We start from the raw sequence: 21291 nt of genomic DNA, 5'->3' as shown, positions 1-21291 counted from the left end.
CGGCTCAGCGACCGGAGGCGGCGTCGGCGGAGCCTGCGTCGGCTCGGGCCGACTGCCGACGGGCCGGTACCCCCTCTTCCCGTTGGGGTCCAACTGCGGTCGTGTCTCGGGCACCTGCCGTGTCTCCCTCTTCGGTCTCGGGAGGTACCTCGACGAAGTCAAGGAACTCCACATCATCCATCCGAATATAGATCCCGCCGGAACGCGGCAGTGGACGTTCGAACGATCCGGCGCCGGACATGGCCCATGTGGTCTGCAGGTACAGGTCTGCGGCTTCCGGGTAGCCGGAGGTATAGGACCTCTCCCCGTAATACCCGCCCACCCAGAGGCCGCTCTTCAGACGGGCGCGTACCAGACAGTGGCTTCGACGCTGGAAGACCTTGTCCCATGCCGTGGGGGTCGGGTCGTAGGTGGTCCGGCTTCCTTGCGAGTCCAGCCATGAGGTGAGCCAGGCGGCAGCGGCTGGTACCACGATCAACAGGGTCGTCGCTGTCAGCGCGGTGACGCGTGGGTTGTCGGCTGCGCCGGTCAACCAGCCCCGGCGACGGTCGTAGACGAGGTGCACCAGCCACGGGCCGGCGAGCAGGACGTAAAGGGTGTCGAGAGCGATACCCGCGGTGATGGCTCGGAGTATGCGCTCTCCGAGGTCTCTGTGACCCGGGACCGGACCGCGGGCGCGTTCGCGGACGAACTGGTAGGTCACGCCAGGGAGTACCAGAAGAAGAACGATCACGACCTGGGTGACCGTGGCGGGCGCGTGCGGCATCGTTGTATGCCCCTCCGAACGAATAGCGGGTGCAGGATCCCTTGCGATCTGATGGCCTGATGTCCCCTGATGCCGCAATGACTTGCGGGTACCGCAGACATACTGGCGTGGCGATTGCTCACAAGCCCACCGGATGAAGACGCAGAGCTGAAGGCCGCTACCGAGGCCAGGCAGCGCACTCTGGAGCTCCTTCGGGCGGCCACGGGGCGAGGGAACGGCAAGGCGCGATGGAGTGACCACTCCGACAAGCCCTCTGTGGGCGCACAAACAGTGTTCGTCCACCTCATCAACCGGTACGGAACCCTTCAGCTCACGGTGTGCCGGACCCGTGCAGGCCACTCGCACTTCGATCTGGCCAGGAGGAGCACTGGGGATGAGCGTCCCTATGGCCGACCCTCCGACCATAGGGGAACAGCCTTCGGCCTATCCCTGGTTTGGACCACGGTCCGGTCGCTGCCGAGAGCCTTGGAAGTCGCCGCCCATCCCGCCCTGCCCGATCCGGCCGAGCAGTTCGTATCCGCCCAGCTCGGAAGGGTCGTCGGGGCTGAGGGGCGCGATGTGCACGAAGGGCCTCACCATCGGGCGGAACCGGTGTCCACGGTCACGCCAGACCACCGCCCGCGCCGGCGGGAGGCTGGTCACCGCTCATTCCCCGCCGGACCGGGGCGCACACCCCTCTTCCGGGACACGGCCCCCGATGTCGGTGCCGCCCTCTACGGTGGAGAACGCCGATGCCGCCGGGCGGTGGGAGGGACGACAGGCGTGCGCAGGGTGCCACCGGAGATGTTCCGGTTCACGACGGGAGAGAAGGCCGATCTGAACGGGGCGGTGCTGGACGCCTTCGGGGTGGCAGGAGAGCACCTCGAAACCACCCTGGGGGCCGACGCGGTACGCGAGCGGCTGCGCCAGGTGGGCTGGGTGGCGGACGTCGACGACGCGGAACTGCACGACGCGCTCGTCCGGCTCGTGAAGTGGGAACTCCTCGACGTCGTGCACAACCACGCGGAGAATTACCGCACGGCCGAGGAGTACGAGCGTCGCAACCTCCAGTACTCGCTGACCCGCCGGGGCGAGGCGGCGCTCGCCGGAGTGCGGCACGCACTCGAGGTGCTGGCCTCCACGGGGGCGTTGCAGACGGCCGTGCTGGAGGCCATCGCCGACCGCTTGGACGACCTGTGCCTGCTGTCCGGCGAACCCGCCTCCGCCGACCGGCGGATCTTCAGCACGCTGCGCGAGCTGGAGGCGCATCTGGAAGCCCTGGTGGAGAACACCAAGGCGTTCAACGGCGAACTGCAGCGTCTTCTGCGTGCCGAGGGCGCGGACCTGGAGGTGTTCCGCGAGGTCAAGGCCGCCACCGTCGCGTATCTCCAGGAGTTCCTGGTCAACCTCGACCGGCGCGGACAGGCGGTCGCCGCCGCCGTGGTCCGGGTGGAGGAGCGGGGGACCGCCGTGCTGCGCGAGCGGGCTCTCAGCGGGGCCGAACTTCCCCCGGTCGCCGGTGAGGACCCCGCGGCCGGCTGGCTGGAGAGCAGGCGGGCGCGTTGGGCGGGCCTGAGGGCGTGGTTCCTGCCGGACGACGGGGCACGGCCCCGGATCGAGCAGCTGCACGACATCGCCCGGCGCGCCATCGTCTCGCTGCTGCAGGTCCTGGAGCGGATCAACGAGTCACGGCGCCGCTCCTCCAGCGCTGTACAGGACTTCCGGGAGCTGGCGCGCTGGTTCGCTGCCGCCCCCGCGGAGGAGGACCTGCACCGGCTGTGGTCGGCGGCCTTCGGACTCGGCCCGGCGCGCCACGCCCACCTGGCGCATCCCGACCCCGAGTTGATCCCGTCGTCCCGTTCCTGGTCCGAGGCCCCGCCCGTGGAGGTGTCGGCGCTGCTGCGGACCAGCGGACGGACGGAGCGCTTCACCCGCACGGCCAGGGTGCGGGACGTCACGGCGGTCAGGGCCGAGCGCGCGGAGCGGGCCCGTACGGAGCAGGCGGAACTCGCGCGTGCCTGGCAGGCGTTGGAGACGGACGGCCCAGTGCGCCTGTCCTTCTTCGGCACACTGGATCCCGCCGTATTCGAGCGGCTGCTCGACCTGGTGGGCCGGGCCTTGGCCGCCCGGCCGGACACGACCGGCTCGCGGCGCGCCACGACGGGCGACGGCCGGGTGGAGATCGTGCTGCTCCCACCTCCCGACGAGCGCACCGCCGTACTGCGCACGACGAAGGGCACACTCGCCGGACCGGACTACGTCGTGCTCATCACAGCGGCCGGCGCGGTGAGTCCCCTCCCACGGCCGGGCGCCGCGCGCCGGGAGGCAGCCGGATGAGCACCCTCGCCAACCAACTCGCCGCCGCGGAACGGGAGCAGGTCGCCCGCGCCATCCGTCTCCTGCTGGCCCGGCCCCTGCTGACCGAGGCCACCGACCCGGCCGGCTTCGAACTGGTACGCCGCCGTCGCGAGCCGCTGGCCCAGTGGTTCGACTACACGTGCGGCTGGAGCCTGGTGGTGGAACCGCGCCGCGGCTACGCCCGCCTCACTAAGGTCCGCGCCGACCCGGACGGCTCCCGGCCGGCCCGCCGGGCGCGTTCCGGCCGGGCCCCGTTCGACCGCCGGCGTTACGTGCTGCTGTGCGTGACCGCCGCCGAGCTGCTGTCCATGCCGATGACGACCATCGGCATGCTCGCCGACCGCGTCGTGCAGGCCACGTCGGCCGACCGGGCGCTGGCCGCGTTCGACCCGGTGCACAAGCCGGAGCGGATGGCGTTCGTCGACGTCCTGAAACTGCTGGAGTCCTACGACGTGCTCCGCGCGGTCGACGGGACCACCGAGGCGTACGTCGCGTCAGCCGAGGCGAAGGTCCTCTACCGGGTGGACACCACACTGCTGATGCGGCTGCCCGCCGCGCCCGTCGGCGCCTCCCGGCTCGCCGTACCCCCGGACGAGGTGCCCGCGCGGTTCGGGGAACTCCTCACCGGTCTGGTGCGCGAGCGCCGCTACGGCGGCGCGGTCGCCGACGGCACGGCGGACGAGGCGCACGGCGAGAGAGCCGCCACGGACGCGCAACGCAACCTGAGGCTGCGCCACTCGGTGCTGCGCCGCCTCTTCGACGACCCCGTGCTGTACCGGACGGACCTCACCGACGACGAGCTGGCGTACGTCACCTCCCTGACCGGACGCCAGATTTTGCGCCGCTCGGTCGAGCAGGCCGGTTTCCTCCTGGAGGAACGAGCCGAGGGCTTCCTGCTCGTGGACCCGGACGGGCTGGCCACCGACGTCCGCTTCCCCGACGACACGTCCACCGCCCGGGTCGCCGCGCTGCTCCTCCTGGAGCCGCTGTGCGCCGCGCCCGCCGGACTGCTGCCCGAACAGCTCGCCGAGGCCGGAGCGGATCTGCTGCGCCGCTTCCCGCGGTGGGCCAGGGCGTATCAGTCCGAGGACGGCGCGGCCCGGCTGTCCGACGACGCCGTCCGCGTACTGCGTGACGTCGGCCTGGCCCGCCGGGCCGGGGGCCGTGTCGTCGCGTGCCCGGCCGCATACCGCTACCGCCTGACGGAGACGACGAGTGCGGACCGGGACGACAAGCCCGGACCGGCAGGGGACGCCGCCTCCCCCCAGGCCGCAGGCGGCACGGCTGCCGAGGGCGTCGCCGCAGAAGGAGACGAGCAGTGAGCGTGACAGAGCTTCCCTTCCCCCGGCGGCCGGAGCCCACCGAACCGGCCGCGGCAGGCGCCGCCCGAGCGGCGGACGCCACCGGCAGCCGCTGGCAGCCCCACCGCGCCGGCATCCTCAACGTCTGGCGCTACTACGACGAGACGTTCACCTTCCACCAGGGCCGCCTGCTGCTGCGCGGCCAGAACGGCTCGGGCAAGTCCAAGGCCCTGGAACTGCTGCTGCCGTTCCTCTTCGACGCCAGCCTCCGCCCCAACCGCCTGTCCACGTTCGGCGGTTCCGAACGCACCATGCACTGGAACCTGCTGGGCGAGGGCGCCTCCGGCAAGACTCGCGTCGGATACGTGTGGATGGAGTTTGGCCGCGTCGGCGACGACGGTACCGAGCGGTGGTTCGGCTGCGGGGCGCGCCTGCAGGCGAGCGTGCACACCAGCACGGTGCACGCCGACTACTTCACCACCGGCTCCAGAATCGCCCACCCCGAGGGTGTGCTCCTCGTCAACGAGGCGGGACAGCCACTGACCCGGGCCGCCCTCGCCGAAGCGCTGCGCGACCGCGGCGACGTCCATGTCTCGGCCACCGACTACCGCACGGCCGTACGGCGTGAACTCTTCGCGGGGATGGCGGAGCAGCGTTACGAGTCGCTGCTGTCGGCGCTGCTCCAGCTGCGTCAGCCCAAACTGTCGGAGCGGCTCGACCCGTCCCTGCTCTCCACCCTGCTGTCCCGTGCCCTGCCCCCGCTGGGCGAGGGGGAGATCGCCGAACTCGCCGAGGGCTTCGAGCGGCTCGACCGGCAGCGCGAACACCTCAAGCGGCTCGACGACGAGGTGACGGCCGCCGAAACCGTCGAGTCCCGGCAGCGTGCCTACGCGCGGCGGGTCCTGCGCGCGAGTTCCGCCGTGCTCATCTCGGCCACGACCGAGATGGACAACCTCACCCGCGTCGCCCGCCAGAGCGCCGAGGAGCTCGAACAGGCCCTGGCGGAACGCCGGTCGGCCCAGGCCCGGCGCGAGGAACTGGAGCTGCGCGCGCGTGCGCTGGACGAGACCGTCGAGGGCCTGCGCGAGAGCGACGCGTACCGACAGGGCGAGGAACTCGACCGGCTCCGCCGCCGCACCGAAGACGTGGCAGCCGCCGCCGAACGGCAGCGAGCCGCTGCCCAGGCCGCTCACAGCCGGTCGGAGGAGGACCAGCGGCACGCCGACGAGGCGGCGGACCGGGCCCGCACACTCGGCGAGCACGCGCGCGAAGCCGCCGCAGAAGCACACCGGGCGGCTCGGGCCGCAGGGCTGGAGTCCATCCACCACGAGGTGAGGACGGTCCTCGACACGGCGGATCCCGCGGTGGCCCTCCCCCGCACCACGGGACGCGACCAGGGCGGCGTCCCGCGCACGACGCCCGAGAACGGCGCGCGACAAGCCCGTCGACTGGTGCGCGGCGCGGACACCGCCCGACGGCAGCAGGTCACCCTCGTCACCGAGGCGATCGACGCGCATGATCGCGCCGTCCGCGACCGAGGCGCCGCCGAGGAACTGCTGGACGAGGCCCGCACCCGTCTCGCGGAGGCGATCGCCCGGCGGGACGAGGCGTCCGCCGCCTGGGACGACGCCCTCGCCGCACAGGTGGAACGCCTGCTCGCCTGGGCCGAGGACTGCGCCGAACTGCGCATCGCCGACGTCGACGCACTCGCTGCCGGAGCAGCGGTGGAGGCCGAGGTGACGGCCCTTGCCGAAGCCGCCGCGCGCCCGCTGGAACAGGAGATCGCCGCGGCGGAGGCCACCACCCGAGCCGCACGCCAGGGCCTGCGGGACGAGCGGAACCGACTGGAGGAGAAGCTACGGCAGCTGAGCGGTGAAACCGATCTGCCGCCGGTGCCCCCGCCCACCCGCACCACCGTCCGTACGCCGACGGCGGGAGCACCCCTGTGGCGAGTGGTCGCTTTCCGCGAAGGTGTCCCGCTCCCCGTCCAGTCCGCGGTGGAGGCCGCACTGGAGGCGTCGGGCCTCCTGGACGCCTGGATCAGTCCCTACGACGGACTCACGCTGCCGGGTCACGACACCCGCGCCGAGGCCGCCCTGGCCGCGACCGTCCCGGGGCCCAGCCTGCTGGAGGTGCTGAGGCCCGAGGAGGACATCCCCGTCCCGGCCGACACCGTGACCCGGATCCTCGCCGGCATCGCCTACGGGACCACTCTGCCGGGCGGGCACCCCGCGGCCGTCTCCGCCGACGGCGCCTGGCGTCTCGCGCTCGCCACCGGGACATGGAGCAAACCGGAGCCGGCCCACATCGGCGCCCTGGCACGTCAGCGCGCCCGGCAGCGCCTGATCGGCGAGCTGACCGACCGCATCGGCGAGACGAACGCCTCCCTCGCCGCACTCGACGACCGGCTGCGCGGCCTCGCCGCTCGCCGCGCCCGGCTGGACGCCGACCGCGACGCCCGCCCCGACCACCGGGAACTCGACGCCCGGCGCCGAGACCGGGACCGCGCGGAGGACAGCGTGGCGGCCCGGGACGACGCCGTGCGTGACGTCGCCGGACGCCTGGCGCGATGCGAAAGGGAGGTGTCGGGGGCGCTGCGCGCGCTCGACCGCCGGGCCGCCGAACACGGGCTGCCCACCGACCGCGCCCGGTTGCGTGAACTGTCGGACGCCATCGGCAGGTTCCGGGACACCGCCGACAGCTGGGTGGACGCCCGGCTCGCCGCGACCGACGCCTCGGACCGAGCCCGCCAGCGAGCCGCGCAGGCGGACCGATCGCGCCGGACCGCCGAGGAACGCGCCGAGGACGCGGCCGCCGCCGAAGCGGAGGCAGCGGGGCTGGCAGCGCGCCTGGAGGCAGTGGAAGCCACCGTCGGCGCGGACTACCGGCAGATCGTCGCACGCGTCGCCGAGGCGCGCGCCGATCTGCGTCACTGCCGTGAGGAGGCCGGCCGGGCCGCCGAACTCCTGCTGCGCCTGGAAGGACAGGTCGGAGAACTGCGGGCCACCAGCGGCCAGGACGCCGAACGACGGGAACAGGCCGTCGCGACCCGGGACGCGGCGGCGCACCGCTTCCGGCACCTGTGCCTGGCCGGTCTGGCCGAGGACGCCGGCATCACACCGGCACTCGACGCCGGGGACGGTACCAAGGCCACCCTGGAGGCCGCTCGCGCCACAGCGGCGAAGTGGCCGGACATCCCGCACGCCCCGCGCAACCTGGGCGACGCCGCGACCCGCCTGTCCGAAGCGGTCCACGAGACCCGCCAGCATCTCGGCACCCGCGCCGACCTGGACCTGGAACCGGACGACGACATCCAGCTCTTCACCGCCACCATGGACGGCGTACGGGTGGGGGCGAGGGGCCTGCTCAGCACGCTCACCCAGGAACGCGACCGCAGCCGGGACGACATCACGGCGGCCGAGCGGCGCCTGTTCGACCAGATCCTCACCGGCGACATCCGCCGCCACCTCGCGGCCCGCATCCGCCAGGCCGGTGAACTCGTCGACCGCATGAACGGCCACCTTGAGCGCGTCCGCACCGCATCCAACGTCGCCGTCCAACTCGTCTGGGACGTCCGCCCGGACCTTCCGGACAGTACCCGCACCGCCCGTCAGCTGCTGCTCAAGGATCCCGGCCGGGTCACCGAGAGCGACCGGGAGGCCCTGCACGTCTTCTTCCGCGGTCGCATCGAGGAGGCCAAGGGCAGCGAGACGGCCGCGAGCTGGGAGGAACAGCTCAGTGAGGTGCTCGACTACACCGCCTGGCACCGCTTCACCGTCCGCCTCGACCGGGCCAACGGGACCGGCTGGCAGCCGCTGACCAAGAAACTGCACGGCGCGCTCTCCGGCGGGGAGAAGGCCATCGCCCTGCACCTGCCCCTCTTCGCCGCCGTCGCCGCACACTACGAGGCCGTGCCCCTGGCACCCCGGCCCATCCTGCTGGACGAGGTCTTCGTCGGTGTAGACACGGTCAACCGCGGACAGGTCTTCGCGCTGCTCACCGCTCTCGACCTGGACCTCATGGTCACCTCCGACCACGAATGGTGCACCTACGGCGAGGTGCCCGGCATCGCCGTCCACCAACTCCTCACCGGCGGGGACGACGACGCGGTCACCAGCGCCCGCTTCGTCTGGAACGGCAGCGACCTGGAGGCGGGATGACCAGCACCGAAGCGGCGATCCCCGCACAGCCGGCCCCGGGTTGTGCCACCCTGCACCGCCCCGAACTCCGTCTCCTCTGGGACACGCTCCACAGCCGCCTGTCCTCCGGCCGCCCCGTCACCCGGGTGCGCCTCGGACCGCTCGACGACACCCAGCGCGAGGCGCTCGCCGACCTCCTCGGTCTCGACCGCCTGCCGGACGCACGCCCCTCCGTCCCCCTGGCCCGCCTGGAAGAGGCCGTCACCGAACTCACCGGCCGCACCGTACGAGAAGTCGTCACCGAGCTCGTCGGCCCTGTCGGTGACAGAGCCGGTGAGCGGCGCCGTCAGAAGGACGAGCGGGCCGAGCTGTGGACCTGGCTGGCCGAGCACGAGACGGTGAGGGCCCAGCCGGTGCTCTCCGACTGGGCAGCCTCCTGCCGGGCAGCGGGCGTGGTCGCCGGCTCGGCGGAACACACCCGTACGCTGCTGACGGACGCGCTCAAGGTGCTCGCCGAACTGCCCGGCCGGGCAGAACCCCTTCCCGTCTTCGCCGCCCGGGTCCTGAGCGGCCGGGCGCACGCACTCGACGACGGCACACCCCTGTCCGCACTCGTCCTGCGCGCCCTGGCGACCCTGTACGACACCGTCCCTCCGCAGTCCGCCGCGCAGCGGCGTGCCCTGTGGACCCGCGCGGGAGTCGCGGACGACGAGCTGTCCTCCACCGTTCTGGTCGGCGGACTGCGCCCGGCCGGTGACGGCCTGCTCGCCCGGGTGGCCACGGCATGCGCGGAGGCCGGTCAGGCCGCCAGTCTGACCCTCGCCCACGTCCGGCATCCGGGCGAGTTCATCCTTTCTGGGGCCCCGGCGCCCGTCGTCCACGTCGTGGAGAACCCCAGCGTCCTGGCACTGGCCCTACGCCGCTTCGGTCCCTGCTGCCCGCCGCTCGTCTGTACGTCCGGCTGGCCCAACAGTGCTGCGATCCAGCTTCTGCGCATGCTCGCGGACCACGGCGCGGCCCTGCGCTACCACGGCGACTTCGACGGCGAGGGCATCCGCATCGCCGCGTACGTCCTGGACAAGACGCCGGTGCGCCCCTGGCGTATGACGGCAGCGGACTATCGTGCCGCGGTCGCCCGCAACCCACGCGGACCTCAGCCGGGGCGCATCACTGAAGCACCCTGGGACCTCGAGCTGGCCGAGGCCATGGCAGAGCACGATACCGCCGTGGTCGAGGAACTGGTGGCTGAAGTGTTGTTGGAAGACCTCGCTCGTATGGCTCAGCAGAGGTGTTCCCCTGGCCGGCCGTGACGCTCCTTTGACGCTCGATGCGGGCGGCCGCCTGGTCCCACGCTCCGCGGAGCCGGGAGCGCGACCCGACCGCGCCATGTGATACCGGCCTGGTGTCATCTCTGTAGGGCGATGACACTTCGACTCCCCGACGACCTGGACGCGAAGCTCACCGAGCGGGCTCGTCGGGGCCTTCTGGTGTCGGCGGTCGAGCGACCCCGGACGAACGTGTTGGAGCCGAGTTGTCTCCGCGCTGCACGAGAAGGCTGCGGCACTGCTGCACTCCGTCGCCCGCAATCACGCGCTGATCGACGGCAACAAGCGCACCGCCTCGCTCGCCATGCGCGTCTTCCGCGGTTCAACGGCGTCGGCGCCAGTACCGTCCCGCCACCCGTCTCCGTTGCCGGCCCGTTCGTCGAGGAAGTCGCACAGGACACCACCGATGTACCGGTCATGGCCAAGCGCCTCTCGGCCTGGTTCCCCATTTCCTGACGTTCGACGTCGTGCGGTGGGGGATATGTCGAGTTCGAGGAGGCCGGCAGCGATGAGCATCCGGAGCTCACGCGGCAGGCCGGCGAGTTCTGCGTCCCGGTGGAATCATTCGGCATCGCATCTGTCCAGCGACTGCAGCAGCCCGCCCGCCACGGCGTCTCCCGGGGCCCCTCTCACTCCACGTCGTCCGCCACCCAGTCCCTGATGAGCGCCTGAGCCACGTCCATGAGCTGTCGGTGGGCCAGCGGCTGGAGATGGGAGAGGAGATTGCGAGCGTCGCAGAGGATGTCCAGGCGGCGCCGCTGCTCGGTGGTGAGGGTGAGGAGGCGGGAGGCGCGTTGGAGGTCGGCCACCTCGAGCTCGACCAGCGGGGCGGCGGGGAGCTGCTTCTTGACCTGGTACTGGGAGCGAGCCTGCTCGCGGAAATAGTCGAGGCTGATCTCCTTGCGCAGAAGGCCGGGCACCAGATCGGTGAAGGCGGCGCGGGCCTCGTTCACCAACGGCAGCAGGACGCGGTTCTGGGCGTGGCAGACGAGGGTGCGCAGCTCCGTGGAATCGGGGTCGAGAAGGTGGTGACCGAGGACCGGACGGACATGGCCGTCCCAGCTGTCGACGGTGCCGGTCGACCAGGCATCGCGCAGTTCCGCGGAGGGGGCGGAGGCGTGGGCGGTGGACATGCGGCGGGGCCAGGTCCGGTCCAGGACTGCCGCCTCGCGGGGGAGGATGCCGGCCAGGGCACGGCGCAGGGAGTCCAGGTCGCCGCCCTGCCAGGTCTCCCGGAGGGCGAGTGCGCTGTCGATGTCGGGGCCGCAGACCTCGGCGACGACGGCGTCGGTCACCCGGTGGAGCAGTGCCTCGGCGGCCCCCTCGTTCGGACGGGGCCGCCAGGCGAGCAGGACCTCGCTGTCGAGGCGGGTCCACACCCGCCACCACCAGTGCAGGGTGACGTGGTCGTGGCTCGGGCCGACGCCGAAGGCACTGCTGGGCAGGTCGCCCACGCGGGCGGCGATGAGGAAGCGGGGGCGGTGTCCCGCGTCGAGGCCCTCGTCCCGGAAAGTGGCATGGGCGGTGCGGAGCAGTCGGCCCGTCTCCTCGGGTGAGTCCTCTTCCCAGCCGCGCACCACGATCAGCGGCGGTGCGCTCGGCGGGGCGTCGTCCTCCGGACCGTCGTCGCCGGGAACGTCGTGCCGGAGCCGGTTCGCCCGCCTGATCAGCTCGCTCAACGGGTCGCCGGTGACACCGAGTTCCTTGGCCAGGCGCTCGCCGAGCGACATCGAGGTGAGCGTTGCGACGCCTGGGACCGGGCCGCGGCGGCCGGAGGGCGGAGGAGGGCCGGCCGGGGCGGCGACCAGCGCGCCCAGCATCGCTCCGTAGGGGTCTTCGGCGTCGAAGCCGTCGTCATCGTGCCAGAGCGTGAAGTGGTTGCTCGCCCCGGCGGACGGGGCCTCCGGTCCGGGCGCGGTGGCGCGCTGGGGCGGGATGGCGACGGCGCTTCCATGGCCGCCGGGGCGGTCGGCGAGCAAGGTGATCGTGCCCGGCACCGGTATGGGTTCCTCGAATCGGTTGTACAGCTCCCTCAGGAACAGTTCCGCCCGGCCGGAGCCGACCACGGGGTCCGGGAAGTACCAGACGCAGCTGCGGCCGGATCTCAGGTCCCTCTCCAACCGGTCCAGGTGGCGGCGCGGGCCGGGCATACGCACCAGGTCGCGCTCGGAAGCCGGAGGGGCCGGGACGGCGGCCCTGCTCTCCCGCGCTGGTGCCCCCCGCAGGCCGTGCGCCCCGCCCGGCTCGTTTCCACCCCACGGGCCGGCAGTCACAGGTCGCCGCCGATCGCCTTGACGGAACGGAAGGTGACCGGGTCCAGGGTCTCGCCGTTGTCGGTGACGTCGAGGACGCCGAGGAGGTCGAGGCGGGCCAGGAGCCGCTCCACGGAGGGCAGCGCGCCCTCGGCGTCGCTCTCGTCGTACAGACGCGCCTCGTGGAAGGCGGCCTGAAGGTCGCCTGCGGCGGCGACGGCGATGCCGGCGCGGTGCTCCTCCTCGGTGTAGAACTGCGCCCAGGCGGCGAGCCGGCCGACGTCGCCGGAGCTCAGGCCCGCCAGTTCCAGGTGGGCCTTGGCACGCTCCGGTACGGTCATCTCGGCGCGCAGCTCGTCGAAGACCTCCTGCTGACGCATGCCGGAACGGACCTTGTGCATGGCCAGTTCCACCAGCATCGGCCAGCCGCCGGTCACCTCGATCAGGCTGCGCCGCTCACGCGGGGAGCCGAAGGGCGACTCGGACCAGGCACGCACGCTGTCCACCGTCCATCGCTCGGGGCGCACCAGTCCGGCGGCCGACACCACGCTCGCGGCGGTGTCCGGGTCGCACAGGACGACGGCGTGTCGGCGGAGCACGGACGACGAGCTGTCGGAGCGCGGCTGGGTGATCCGGGTGTGGTCCAGGAGCCGGTCCGTGGCCTCCTGCAGCCGGTCCGTGTCCTGGCCTCTGAGGTCGACGAAGAGCAGCCGGGAGCCGCTCTTGCGGCGGGAGTTGGCCGTGATGAACTCGGTCAGGTCGTCGTCCGGTCCGATGCGCACGACGGTCAGGCCGTGGCCGTCGATGTGGAGCTGGATGCCGCGCTCCACCAGGTCGGCGCTGAGCGCCGGGGTGCAGGGCACCAGCGTGGTGCGGGTCGGGTGGGTGAGGATGTCGCTCAGCTGTCCGTCGGTCAGCGGGCTCATCCGCTGCACCCGGGTCCGCCGGTCGGTACCGAGAGAGCGGCGGGCGACGCTCGGGTTGTAGTCGTAGGGCAGGTCGAACTGGGTGTCGCGCAGCTCGTTCTCCAGCTCGGCCTGGGTGCCGAGCATGTTCACCACATTGGGGCTGCGCATGGCGTAGAGACGCTCATCCCCGGGAAGCCGGATCAGCAGGCCCAGGTTGACCATCTCCTCGAGGTAGATGGTCAGCTGTCGCTCGGAGTTGAGTGGAAAGCCGTCCGGCCAGCGCTCGTGGGCGCGCTCGAGGAGTTCGGCGGGCCGGTACCCGTGCCCGTGGCCCTGCTCCAGGCTGCGCAGGGCAATCAGCAGGGCGAGGACGCGGTAGCGGTCCTCCAGGTTGATGGTGTAGCGAAGGCGCTCCGCGATCAGCCCGCGGACCTCCTCCATGCCGGCCACTTGCTGGACGTCCTCCCAGGTGATCGGAGCGTGCCGGCCATCGGCGGGCATGGAGCGCTGCTGCATGTAGGCGACCAGGCGGTCGCAGAAAATCTGCAGCAGGTTGGCCTGGTAGTTGGTGAGGCCGAGGATGTGCCAGACGAGGTCGCGGGTCTCAAAGGTGAGACCGACGGCCGCCATGGGCTCCTCCACCAGCTCCACCGCGTCCTGCGGTTTCAGCGGGCCGACCGGTACGTCGCGGCCGCCGTGCGCGGTGACCACGTTGATCAGCCGGTTGAAGCGCTGGACCTGGTGGAGACCGGCGAACACCACCTTGAAGTTGCGCCCGGTGTCCTCCATCAGCCGCTGGAGTCGTTTCACCGTGGGGAACGTGGACTGGCCGCCGCCGGTGTAGACGGCCTGGGCGTCCGCCGTGAGAAAGGCGTCGGCCTCGTCGGCGAGCAGCAGCAGACGGCGCTCGGGCCGTTCCTCGATCCACTGCTGGACCTCATTCGCGATCACATTGCCCGGCGCGCGGTCGGCGACGCTCTCGCTGATCACGCCGCGCCTCTTCAACTCGGCCAGCAGCATCCGCCAGATGCCCTCCGGTGGCTCCGCGTGCCCGATGTCGGCCTTCATCAGGTCGACGTACACGGCGACCCGGTTCTCCCGGTCGTCTTTCTGGAACACCTCCACGGCCTGCCTGAGCAGGGACGACTTGCCGAGCTGCCGCCCCCCGAAGAGGAAGATCGGCCCCTGCGGGTCGAGGACGGCGCGCATCTCGTCAGTGCGGCCCTTGAACACCTCGGGCGGCACCAGACCCGCGACATGCGGGGTGTACGGGGTGTAGCCCGTCCACGGCAGGGTGACTTGCTGGACGGCGCGGAAGGAGCGTGGCGCGTGCGCGGCCACCCAGCCGACCACGGCCGGGTCGATGACCAGCGCTTGGTGGCTCCGGCCTCGCGACTCCTGCGCGAGGCTGCGACGGCCCTCGACACCCAGCGGCTGCGTGTACAGGATGATGTGGGCTTCGATCGCCGATGCGGGCAAATGGCGCAGTGGGCCTTCACCCCGCAACTCGTCGGTGATGACCACGACTTTGTACGTGCGGCGGGCGTACGAACCGAGGGCGGCGACGTAACCGGGCGTGCTCTCCGTGATGTCGGCCCGCACGCTCAGCCGGGTGACGCCCCACCTGGCCTCTTCCACATTCGGCTGGGAGGCGTTCAGGCCGAGCAGCCGCAGCACGCTGACCACCGCCTTGCCGACCTTCCGGGGGTCCCTCAACTGCCCCAGCCGGTCCCAGGCGTCGAGGCCGGAGACGGCGTTCTGCACCAGCGCCTCGCCCGAGGCGTAGTGGTCCGCCCACCAGCGGGCGCTGCCGCCGGACGAGTCGGGCCTGGGTGCGTCCTGGCGGGCGACACCCGACAGGAAGCGGGAGAGGACTTCTCCGGCCGGCTCGGTCGGCTCCGGCAAGGGCTGCCCCCGGCGGGCGAACGTCAGGAGCTCCTCCGCCGCCACCGTCTCACCGCGGTCCAGGAGGTCGCGGATCCGGCTCGCGTCCTGCTCCGTCAGCCGCACCTGCCCGAGCTGGCGGCGCAGGTCGTCGCTGCGCTCCTGCTCCAAGAGGCGCAGGCCCTCGGCGACTCGCTCGACGGCGCGCAGGCGCTCCCCGAAGCTTCCGCCGTGGCCCTCGCCCTCCAAGTCCAGCAGACGGCCGGTGAACTCGCGCTCCACCTCGTGAGTCAGCAGGTTCTGCGCGCGGACCCGGGCCAGCGCCAGTTGGGCGCTGCGGTGCTCCTTGGCGCACCGGTCCTTCCACTGGCCGGCCGCGTCGGAGAGCGCCTGCCGCTGCTCGGCGAGCTGGACCGCCGTGAGCTCGACACCGGGCACCTCGCCCCGGGAGATCCGGTTCAGCAGACGCTCGGCGAGGTGCAGGTCACCGTGGGCGCGGTGCCAGGCGAGGGCGCGGGCCGGGTCATGCGGGCTCAGTATGTCCGCGAGCACGGGGAACGCCTCCGGGGCGGCGACGTCGGGCAGGTACCTGCCGTTCTCCGAGCGCCAGGACAGGCCCGGCAGCATCATCAGCGCGTCCGCCGGCGGTGGGAACCGGATGTCCTCGTCCCTGGGCCCGGGCGTGTAGGAACGGTCGAGCCATCGCACCAGCAGGTCGAACAGCGCGCCGCCCACACCCGGGGGCCGCCCCGCCTCCCTGGCGGCCGCGAGCGCCGCCAGCAGCTCGGGACCGATGGCGCCGCTGCCCGAGGCCGCCGGCGCCTCGGCGGCGCGCAGGGCCGCCTTCAGGAGGTCCTGGACGCTCTTGATGTGCGTGCGGAGCTGAAGGCGGGCGCCGGAGTGGATGTCGTTCTTGGCCTGCTTGGTGGTGCGCTTGACCCGGTCGGTGTCGTCGATCAGGCGGTCCGCGGCATCGATGCGCCGGAAGTGCTCCTCCATCAGCCCGGACAGCTTCTCCGCGCCGGACGTGCCACCCTTACCGGCCCACTCCTCAACGGCGTGCAGGGTCGCGCCGAGCACCCCGTCGGGCCCGGCCAGTGTCTGGAGGACGACCGTGGCCCGCTGGTAGCGGATCTTCCGCTTCGGCAGGTCGACCGCGAGCTGACGGGCCTGGTCGGCGATCTTCTCGAACCGGTTGGCCTCCGCGGCCGCGACGCCGGTGCGCAGACCTCCCGGAGTGATCTCCGCGCCCTTGCGGACGGCGAGCACCAAGCCGTCGAGAGCCCTCGCCCAAGGGTCCGGAAGACCGGGGACGGACGTGTGGTCGCCGGTGAGGGCGCTGCTCGCCCAGTGGGCCGAGATACCGCTGCGTACGGCCGCCGTCAGTACCATGAACTGGGCGTCGCGGTCGTCCTCCAGGGGACGGCTTCGCGTGACGGCGTCCAGGTATTCCTCGGCCTTCACCTGAAGGTCGGAGGCTGAGGCGGGCGAATCGTGGAACGCGGCGTCCGCGAAGGCAAGGGCGAGCGTGCGGTGCTCCGACACGCCGGCGGCACGGCTCACCCAGTACGCCTCGGCGAGTCGGCCCTCGGCGACCAGGGCTTCCACGGTGGCCCCGGCCCCGGCCCAGCCGTCGGCCGAGGCGGGATTCGCCTCGTCGGCCTCGGGCCCGGGGCGGGACGGCGCATGCGGGCGGGGGGCGGCGGGGACAGTGGCCGCACGCTGGTTCCCACCGGTCCGGGCTTCGTCGTCGTGGTGTTCGCCGCAGCCGGGGGAGGTGGCCTCCCACCGGACCCGGGCGGCGCCGGTGTCCTGGGCCGCCACCGCCTCGGGCTGGTCGACGGCTCCGGTCCCAGGGCCGGGGAGGACGGCCTCCGTCGTCGCCGCCGCGACCGGTTCCGGGGTGTTCCCGCTGCTGAGTGAATCCCCGGTTCCCCCGTCCTGAGACGCAGGTGTGCCGCCTCGTCCGCCCACCCCGTCGTCCGCGCCGTGCGGACTGGTCTCGCCTCCCGGGCCGGGGAGTTCGTCCTGGGGAGCCGGGCCGGGGTCCGTCTCGCCGCTTCCTTCGTCCGGAGGGACACGGTCCGTACCGGCGCCCGCCGCGGAGTCGCTCTCCGCCTCGGATGCCGTGGTGTCGGCCACCGGTTCACCACGGAGCTCACGGAGCTTCCGCTCGAACTGCGCGACCTGGTCGACGAGGGTCTTCCGCATCAGGTCACTGACGGCCTGCTCAAGCAACCCCACCGCCTCGTCGTGCGCCTGCGTCACCTCGGCGATCTCCTCGGCGATCCGCCCCCGTTCCCGTTCTTTCTCGCGAAGCCGCTCGGTCAGCGCCGCGGCCTCGACCCAGCCGAGATCCGGACCCCAGGGGTCGGAGGGCTCCGCGCCGTCGGCCGCCGCGGGTACCGCCTCCGCGAAAGCCTCGGCGAGGAACTGCCGTTCCCGCATCCAGGACGTCACGGCGCCCAGCAAGGCCTCGTGTCCGGCAGGCTGCCGTCCGTCCCTGATCGCAGCGGTGAACGCCTCCAGCCGGTGCGCGAGTTCAGCGGCTCCCTCGCGAAGCCCGGTGGTTCGCAGCGACAGGATGTCGGGGGCCGGCACACTCGGCGCCTGAGCCCTCGCCGTGGAGTCGGCGTCCTCGCCGGCCGCCGCTCCAGCCTCCGTCTCCTCACCCCATATCGCCGGGGTGCAGGAGGGGCGCTCCCAGACGTCGGCCGCCACCGGTTCTCCCTTGACGGCCACCGCCCTGCGGAGTTCCTCGCCATGGCTCTCCGTGAACCGGTGAGCCGGCAGGTGCGTCGCGAACGTCAACCCGTACACGACCAGTTGCGCGAGTTCGGGCGGCAGCATCTCGAGCATCCGGACGAGCTGGTCCAGATCCGGATCCTCCAGGAAATCCCCCTGGCCCAGCTCCACGAGCTGCGAGCAGCCGACACTCAGGCCGCAAAGGCACAGGACGTGCAGGGCTTCCTCCGGAGCCCGGCTGATCCAGAGCCGTGCGCCCGGCGGTCGCCGACGTGCGGCGGGGGCGGGTGCACCGGGGTAGTTCAGGAGTACCGGACTGTGTGCCTTCTCGAGGTGGCGCATCATCCGCACCACTAACTGCGGCCTCCCCAGCAGCCACTGCCGGAACCCAGAAACGGAATGCATCGCCCAGCCCCCTTGCGTCCCCGGTACTCAGTCCATGGCCGGCAGGCCGGCAGGCCAGTAGCCCTACGGACCCACCCCCCGTGGGTCGCTCCGGTCGGGCCTCGTACCGATAAGCGTGATGCGCAGCAGTCTTACCAGAGAACGCCGACAAATGAGCACTCGTCAGCACGGAACGTATCGTTCCGAAGTTGCCGCGCCCCCGCGTATGCCACACTGAGCCAGTTGCTCTCGCCGGCTGCCCCGACGCGGTCCACCACGGAACCCGGAACGGTCCAGCCCCCTACGCTCCGTGGCTGACCGGTCGTCCAACGGTGTGGGTGTCTCGCTCAGCCGGCCTTCCTCCCGGCGTGCGGTCCGGGGCGGGCCACCGAGTCGCCGCGCCGTGAGGAGGCGGCCGGAGCGGCAGGGCTGAGGGGAGCCGCGGATACCAGGTGTCCCGCAGCGCGCGCGGGATGGCTGACACAGCCGACCGTCGGCCGCATCAGCGGGTTCCGGCACCGCAGACGGAGGGAGGAGCCCGCCTATCCGACCAGGTGCGCCAGGAGGGCGGCGGCGCACAGGACGGCCGCCGCGCCGAACAGGAGGAGCGCGCGCCGGACGAGGGCGTACTTGGTGGCGGCGATCCTCGACACCTCGTAGATCTGGTCGACGAGGGAGGCGGCCGGGGTCCGCAGCGTCCTGACGAGCCGCTCCTCCAGCGCCTCCTTCGGCTGGGCGACGACATCGCCGAAGTAGCTCACCAGATGCGTCGTGGCCGGCGTGGTGCGGCGGGTGCGAGGGCAGACGGCCCAGCCCAGGAGCGTGACCCCCGCCGTCGCCGAGCACACGCCCGCCCACCACAGCCAGGCGGCGGCGTCGGTCACGGGCCGGGCGTGCAGCCGGCCCGTGAGCGTCGCGGAGAGGGCCGCCCCGAGCGCGACCCCCGCCCCGGCCAGCAGCAGGGACGCTTTGGCGTCGGCCTGCCGGACCTCCTCGCGGGCGTCGGCCAGCAGCCGGCCCGCGTAGGCGCGGAACTCCGCGCTGTCAGGTCCCGGGCCGGTCATCGCGGGTCCGGGGAAGCCGGGCCCGGGGAGCCGGGGTCCGGTGCGGCCGCGTCGGCGGCGGCGACGAACTGACGGCACATCAGCTCTCTCTCGCCCTCGCTCACCACGCGCCGTACGTTGACCGAGGAGCCCCCGCCCGGCCGGCCGAGCAGGACGTCGGCGGCCCCGTGAACCGGCAGGCTGAGCACGGCCAGTGTGACGCAGAACCGGTCGCGCGCGATGGGCGTCGCGTGGAACGTGCGCACCGGGACCTCGTGCCAGGTCCCGGCCGGGAAACGAGCGGCGCGCAGGGTGGGGACCACGTCGAGATCCTCGCCGGTCTCGTGCACCTCGTCCTTGCCCGTCACCCTCGTCGGCCGGACCTCGTAGACGCGCAGGCGCCGCGCGCCGAACGGCACCCCGCGCGTGTCGTGCAGCCCCGGGCCGACGACTCCGTACTGCGACTCCCGGTACTCGCCCGCCAGGACGCGGGAGTACAGCCGGAAGCAGTGCTGGTGGATCGACGGGTGGCCCGGCAGGCCCCGGCGGAGCCCGTCGGGCCAGAAGTGGACCCGCACGAGGCCCAGCGCGGGCACGTGGGCGATGTCGAAGGTCGCGAAGCCGGTGGGGTGCCACAGCCCGCGGCCCAGCCGGCCCGCGCGGATCGCGCTCACTGTGCCGGCCAGCAGGTCCCCGGTCACGGCGGCGGCCTCCTCGACGAAGCGCAGATGTGCGGGCTCCCCGTCCGCCGCGGGTATGGATACGGGGACTGGTGCGGGTACGGTCGCGGAGTCGCCGCCTGGGGTCGCGGTCACGGTGTCCCTCCCGTTGAGGACGGCCGCTCGGTCTCCGCCGCCCGCCTCTCGTATATCAAGGCGTCGCCTTCGTACTCCTTGGCGGTCAGGGTCGTCTCGCCGAGCGCCGTCCAGTTGCCGAACGGCGATCCCGACTCCGGCGGTTTCACCTGCTCCGCGAGTTGCCCGCTCACCGCGATCAGATGCGATCGCCGGGGAAGCGACGCGAACATGGGTGCACTCCTCTCCTTCGAGGCCGTCGCCAGTCCCTGTTCCAGCCGGACCGCTTCGATCACCGCGGTGCCGTCGAAGGCGGCGGCGAAACTGCGGGTGCCGGCGATCCGGCCGTAGCTGTAGTAGCCCTGGTGGAGCACCATCCGGGTGCCGACACGTTTCTCGGGCGCGCGGATGGAGCCGTTGAACTGCTCTATGAGGCCCACGAGGGACTCCCAGCGGGTGGCGATGTTCGTGATCAGCGCGGTGGTGTTCGGGAACGTCCGCTCGGGAAAGGCGGCCACGAATCCGTCGCCCGCGAACTGGGCCTGGGTGGTGCCGAGGTCGCCCAGCATGGTGTGCAGCTCGTGCGCGACCCGTCTGCGGAACTCGTCCTGTGCCCGGTCCGCCGTGGTGGAGAAGGTGTGCATGTGCTCGAACGCGTACCGCAGTGCGGTCCCGTATCCGGCGAGGTCCACCACGCACAGCACACCGCGTTCCTCGCGGTGGAACAGCTCCGACGGTATGTCGAGGCCCTCCTCGCTGATGACGAGCCGGCGCATCTCCTCCTGGAGGACGTGCTCGACGTTGCTCATCAGCGGCTTGCCGAGGAACCAACGCTCGCTGCGGCCATGCTCCTCGCCGGGACGCACCTCCGTCGCCGTCAGGTAGTCGCGCAGCGGCAGGAAGACGTAGCCGCGCCGCTGCTCGGGGTCGGCGAGGTTGCGGCAACTGGAGGCGTCCACGCCCACCAGGCCGTGCCGGAGGATGTAGTACGCCTTCACCATGCTCGGGGACCGCGGGGACACCTTCACTTCCAGGAAAGGGCTGCGTCGCCGCAGGTGGGTGTCCCGCAGGCCCATCTGGTAGGCGAGGTGGTTGAGGTCCCGCTCGATGTCGATGCGGTCCGCCGCCTCGGTGGCGAGCCGTAGCAGGGATCCGGCCGTCGTGGGCGGCGAGAACTCGATCGGGACCGGGTAGGCGACGAACGGCGGCGCCCAGTACCCCTCGTCGTGCGGCGGGCTGTTGTGCTGTCCGGCGAGCGGATAGCTCGGGTGGACGAGCATCAGGTGGTGATCCCCCTGCCAGGAGACGGCGATCTCCAGCGTCGAGATGATCCACACCTGTGACGGGGGCACCGGGAGCGGCATCTTCCCCGGGCTCTCGTCGGTCAGGACCTGGTAGGTCATCTGCTCACTC

The 21291-nt window shown here is 72.2% G+C and carries 11 protein-coding genes and 1 pseudogene; 6 read left to right on the top strand and 6 right to left on the bottom strand.

What is annotated here, in order from left to right; translation table 11 throughout:
• Positions 1-4 precede the first annotated feature (4 nt).
• Positions 5-766, bottom strand: coding sequence for a DUF6338 family protein (locus ACFF45_RS20855; protein WP_381347929.1), 762 nt, complete (start codon positions 764-766; stop codon positions 5-7).
• Positions 767-1528: 762 nt separating this feature from the next.
• Here ACFF45_RS20855 and ACFF45_RS20850 point away from each other — a divergent pair.
• From ACFF45_RS20850 to ACFF45_RS20830, 6 genes and pseudogenes are all read left to right on the top strand, one after another.
• The gene (locus ACFF45_RS20850; RefSeq protein ID WP_381347928.1) at positions 1529-3082 is read left to right on the top strand and encodes a TIGR02677 family protein; all 1554 of its coding nucleotides are present in this window, start codon (positions 1529-1531) and stop codon (positions 3080-3082) included.
• The gene (locus ACFF45_RS20845; RefSeq protein WP_381347927.1) at positions 3079-4425 is read left to right on the top strand and encodes a TIGR02678 family protein; all 1347 of its coding nucleotides are present in this window, start codon (positions 3079-3081) and stop codon (positions 4423-4425) included. Before ACFF45_RS20850 ends, ACFF45_RS20845 begins: the two co-directional genes overlap by 4 nt.
• Positions 4422-8564: a TIGR02680 family protein gene (locus ACFF45_RS20840; RefSeq protein WP_381347926.1), complete on the top strand. Its 4143-nt coding sequence runs from the start codon at positions 4422-4424 to the stop codon at positions 8562-8564. Before ACFF45_RS20845 ends, ACFF45_RS20840 begins: the two co-directional genes overlap by 4 nt.
• Entirely contained in the window at positions 8561-9853 is a 1293-nt protein-coding gene (locus tag ACFF45_RS20835; protein WP_381347925.1) for a TIGR02679 family protein, read from the top strand. Before ACFF45_RS20840 ends, ACFF45_RS20835 begins: the two co-directional genes overlap by 4 nt.
• A gap of 78 nt (positions 9854-9931) precedes the next feature.
• Positions 9932-10021 (top strand): annotated as a pseudogene (locus ACFF45_RS35655) (ribbon-helix-helix protein, CopG family); the annotation flags it as partial.
• 64 nt (positions 10022-10085) lie between these two features.
• Positions 10086-10529 carry a Fic family protein gene (locus tag ACFF45_RS20830; RefSeq protein ID WP_381347938.1) on the top strand — a complete coding sequence of 148 codons (444 nt, stop codon included), beginning with the start codon at positions 10086-10088 and terminating at the stop codon, positions 10527-10529.
• Here ACFF45_RS20830 and ACFF45_RS20825 read toward each other — a convergent pair.
• From ACFF45_RS20825 to ACFF45_RS20805, 5 genes are all read right to left on the bottom strand, one after another.
• Entirely contained in the window at positions 10498-12018 is a 1521-nt protein-coding gene (locus tag ACFF45_RS20825; protein ID WP_381347924.1) for a hypothetical protein, read from the bottom strand. The genes ACFF45_RS20830 and ACFF45_RS20825 overlap by 32 nt on opposite strands.
• 119 nt (positions 12019-12137) lie before the next feature.
• Positions 12138-17828, bottom strand: a complete 5691-nt coding sequence (locus ACFF45_RS20820) for a hypothetical protein (protein WP_381347923.1) — start codon at positions 17826-17828, stop codon at positions 12138-12140.
• A 755-nt stretch (positions 17829-18583) separates the two neighbouring features.
• Entirely contained in the window at positions 18584-19105 is a 522-nt protein-coding gene (locus ACFF45_RS20815) for a Pycsar system effector family protein (RefSeq protein WP_381347922.1), read from the bottom strand.
• Entirely contained in the window at positions 19102-19899 is a 798-nt protein-coding gene (locus tag ACFF45_RS20810; RefSeq protein WP_381347921.1) for a hypothetical protein, read from the bottom strand. The genes ACFF45_RS20815 and ACFF45_RS20810 overlap by 4 nt, the downstream gene beginning before the upstream one ends.
• Positions 19896-21281, bottom strand: a complete 1386-nt coding sequence (locus tag ACFF45_RS20805; RefSeq protein ID WP_381347920.1) for a hypothetical protein — start codon at positions 21279-21281, stop codon at positions 19896-19898. Before ACFF45_RS20805 ends, ACFF45_RS20810 begins: the two co-directional genes overlap by 4 nt.
• Between the last annotated feature and the right edge of the window lie 10 nt (positions 21282-21291).

It is taken from the genome of Streptomyces cinereospinus, assembly GCF_042430725.1.
GTDB lineage: Bacteria > Actinomycetota > Actinomycetes > Streptomycetales > Streptomycetaceae > Streptomyces > Streptomyces cinereospinus.
The sequence above is the reverse complement of the archived record's forward strand: the minus strand, read 5'-3'. Positions and strand labels throughout refer to the sequence as shown.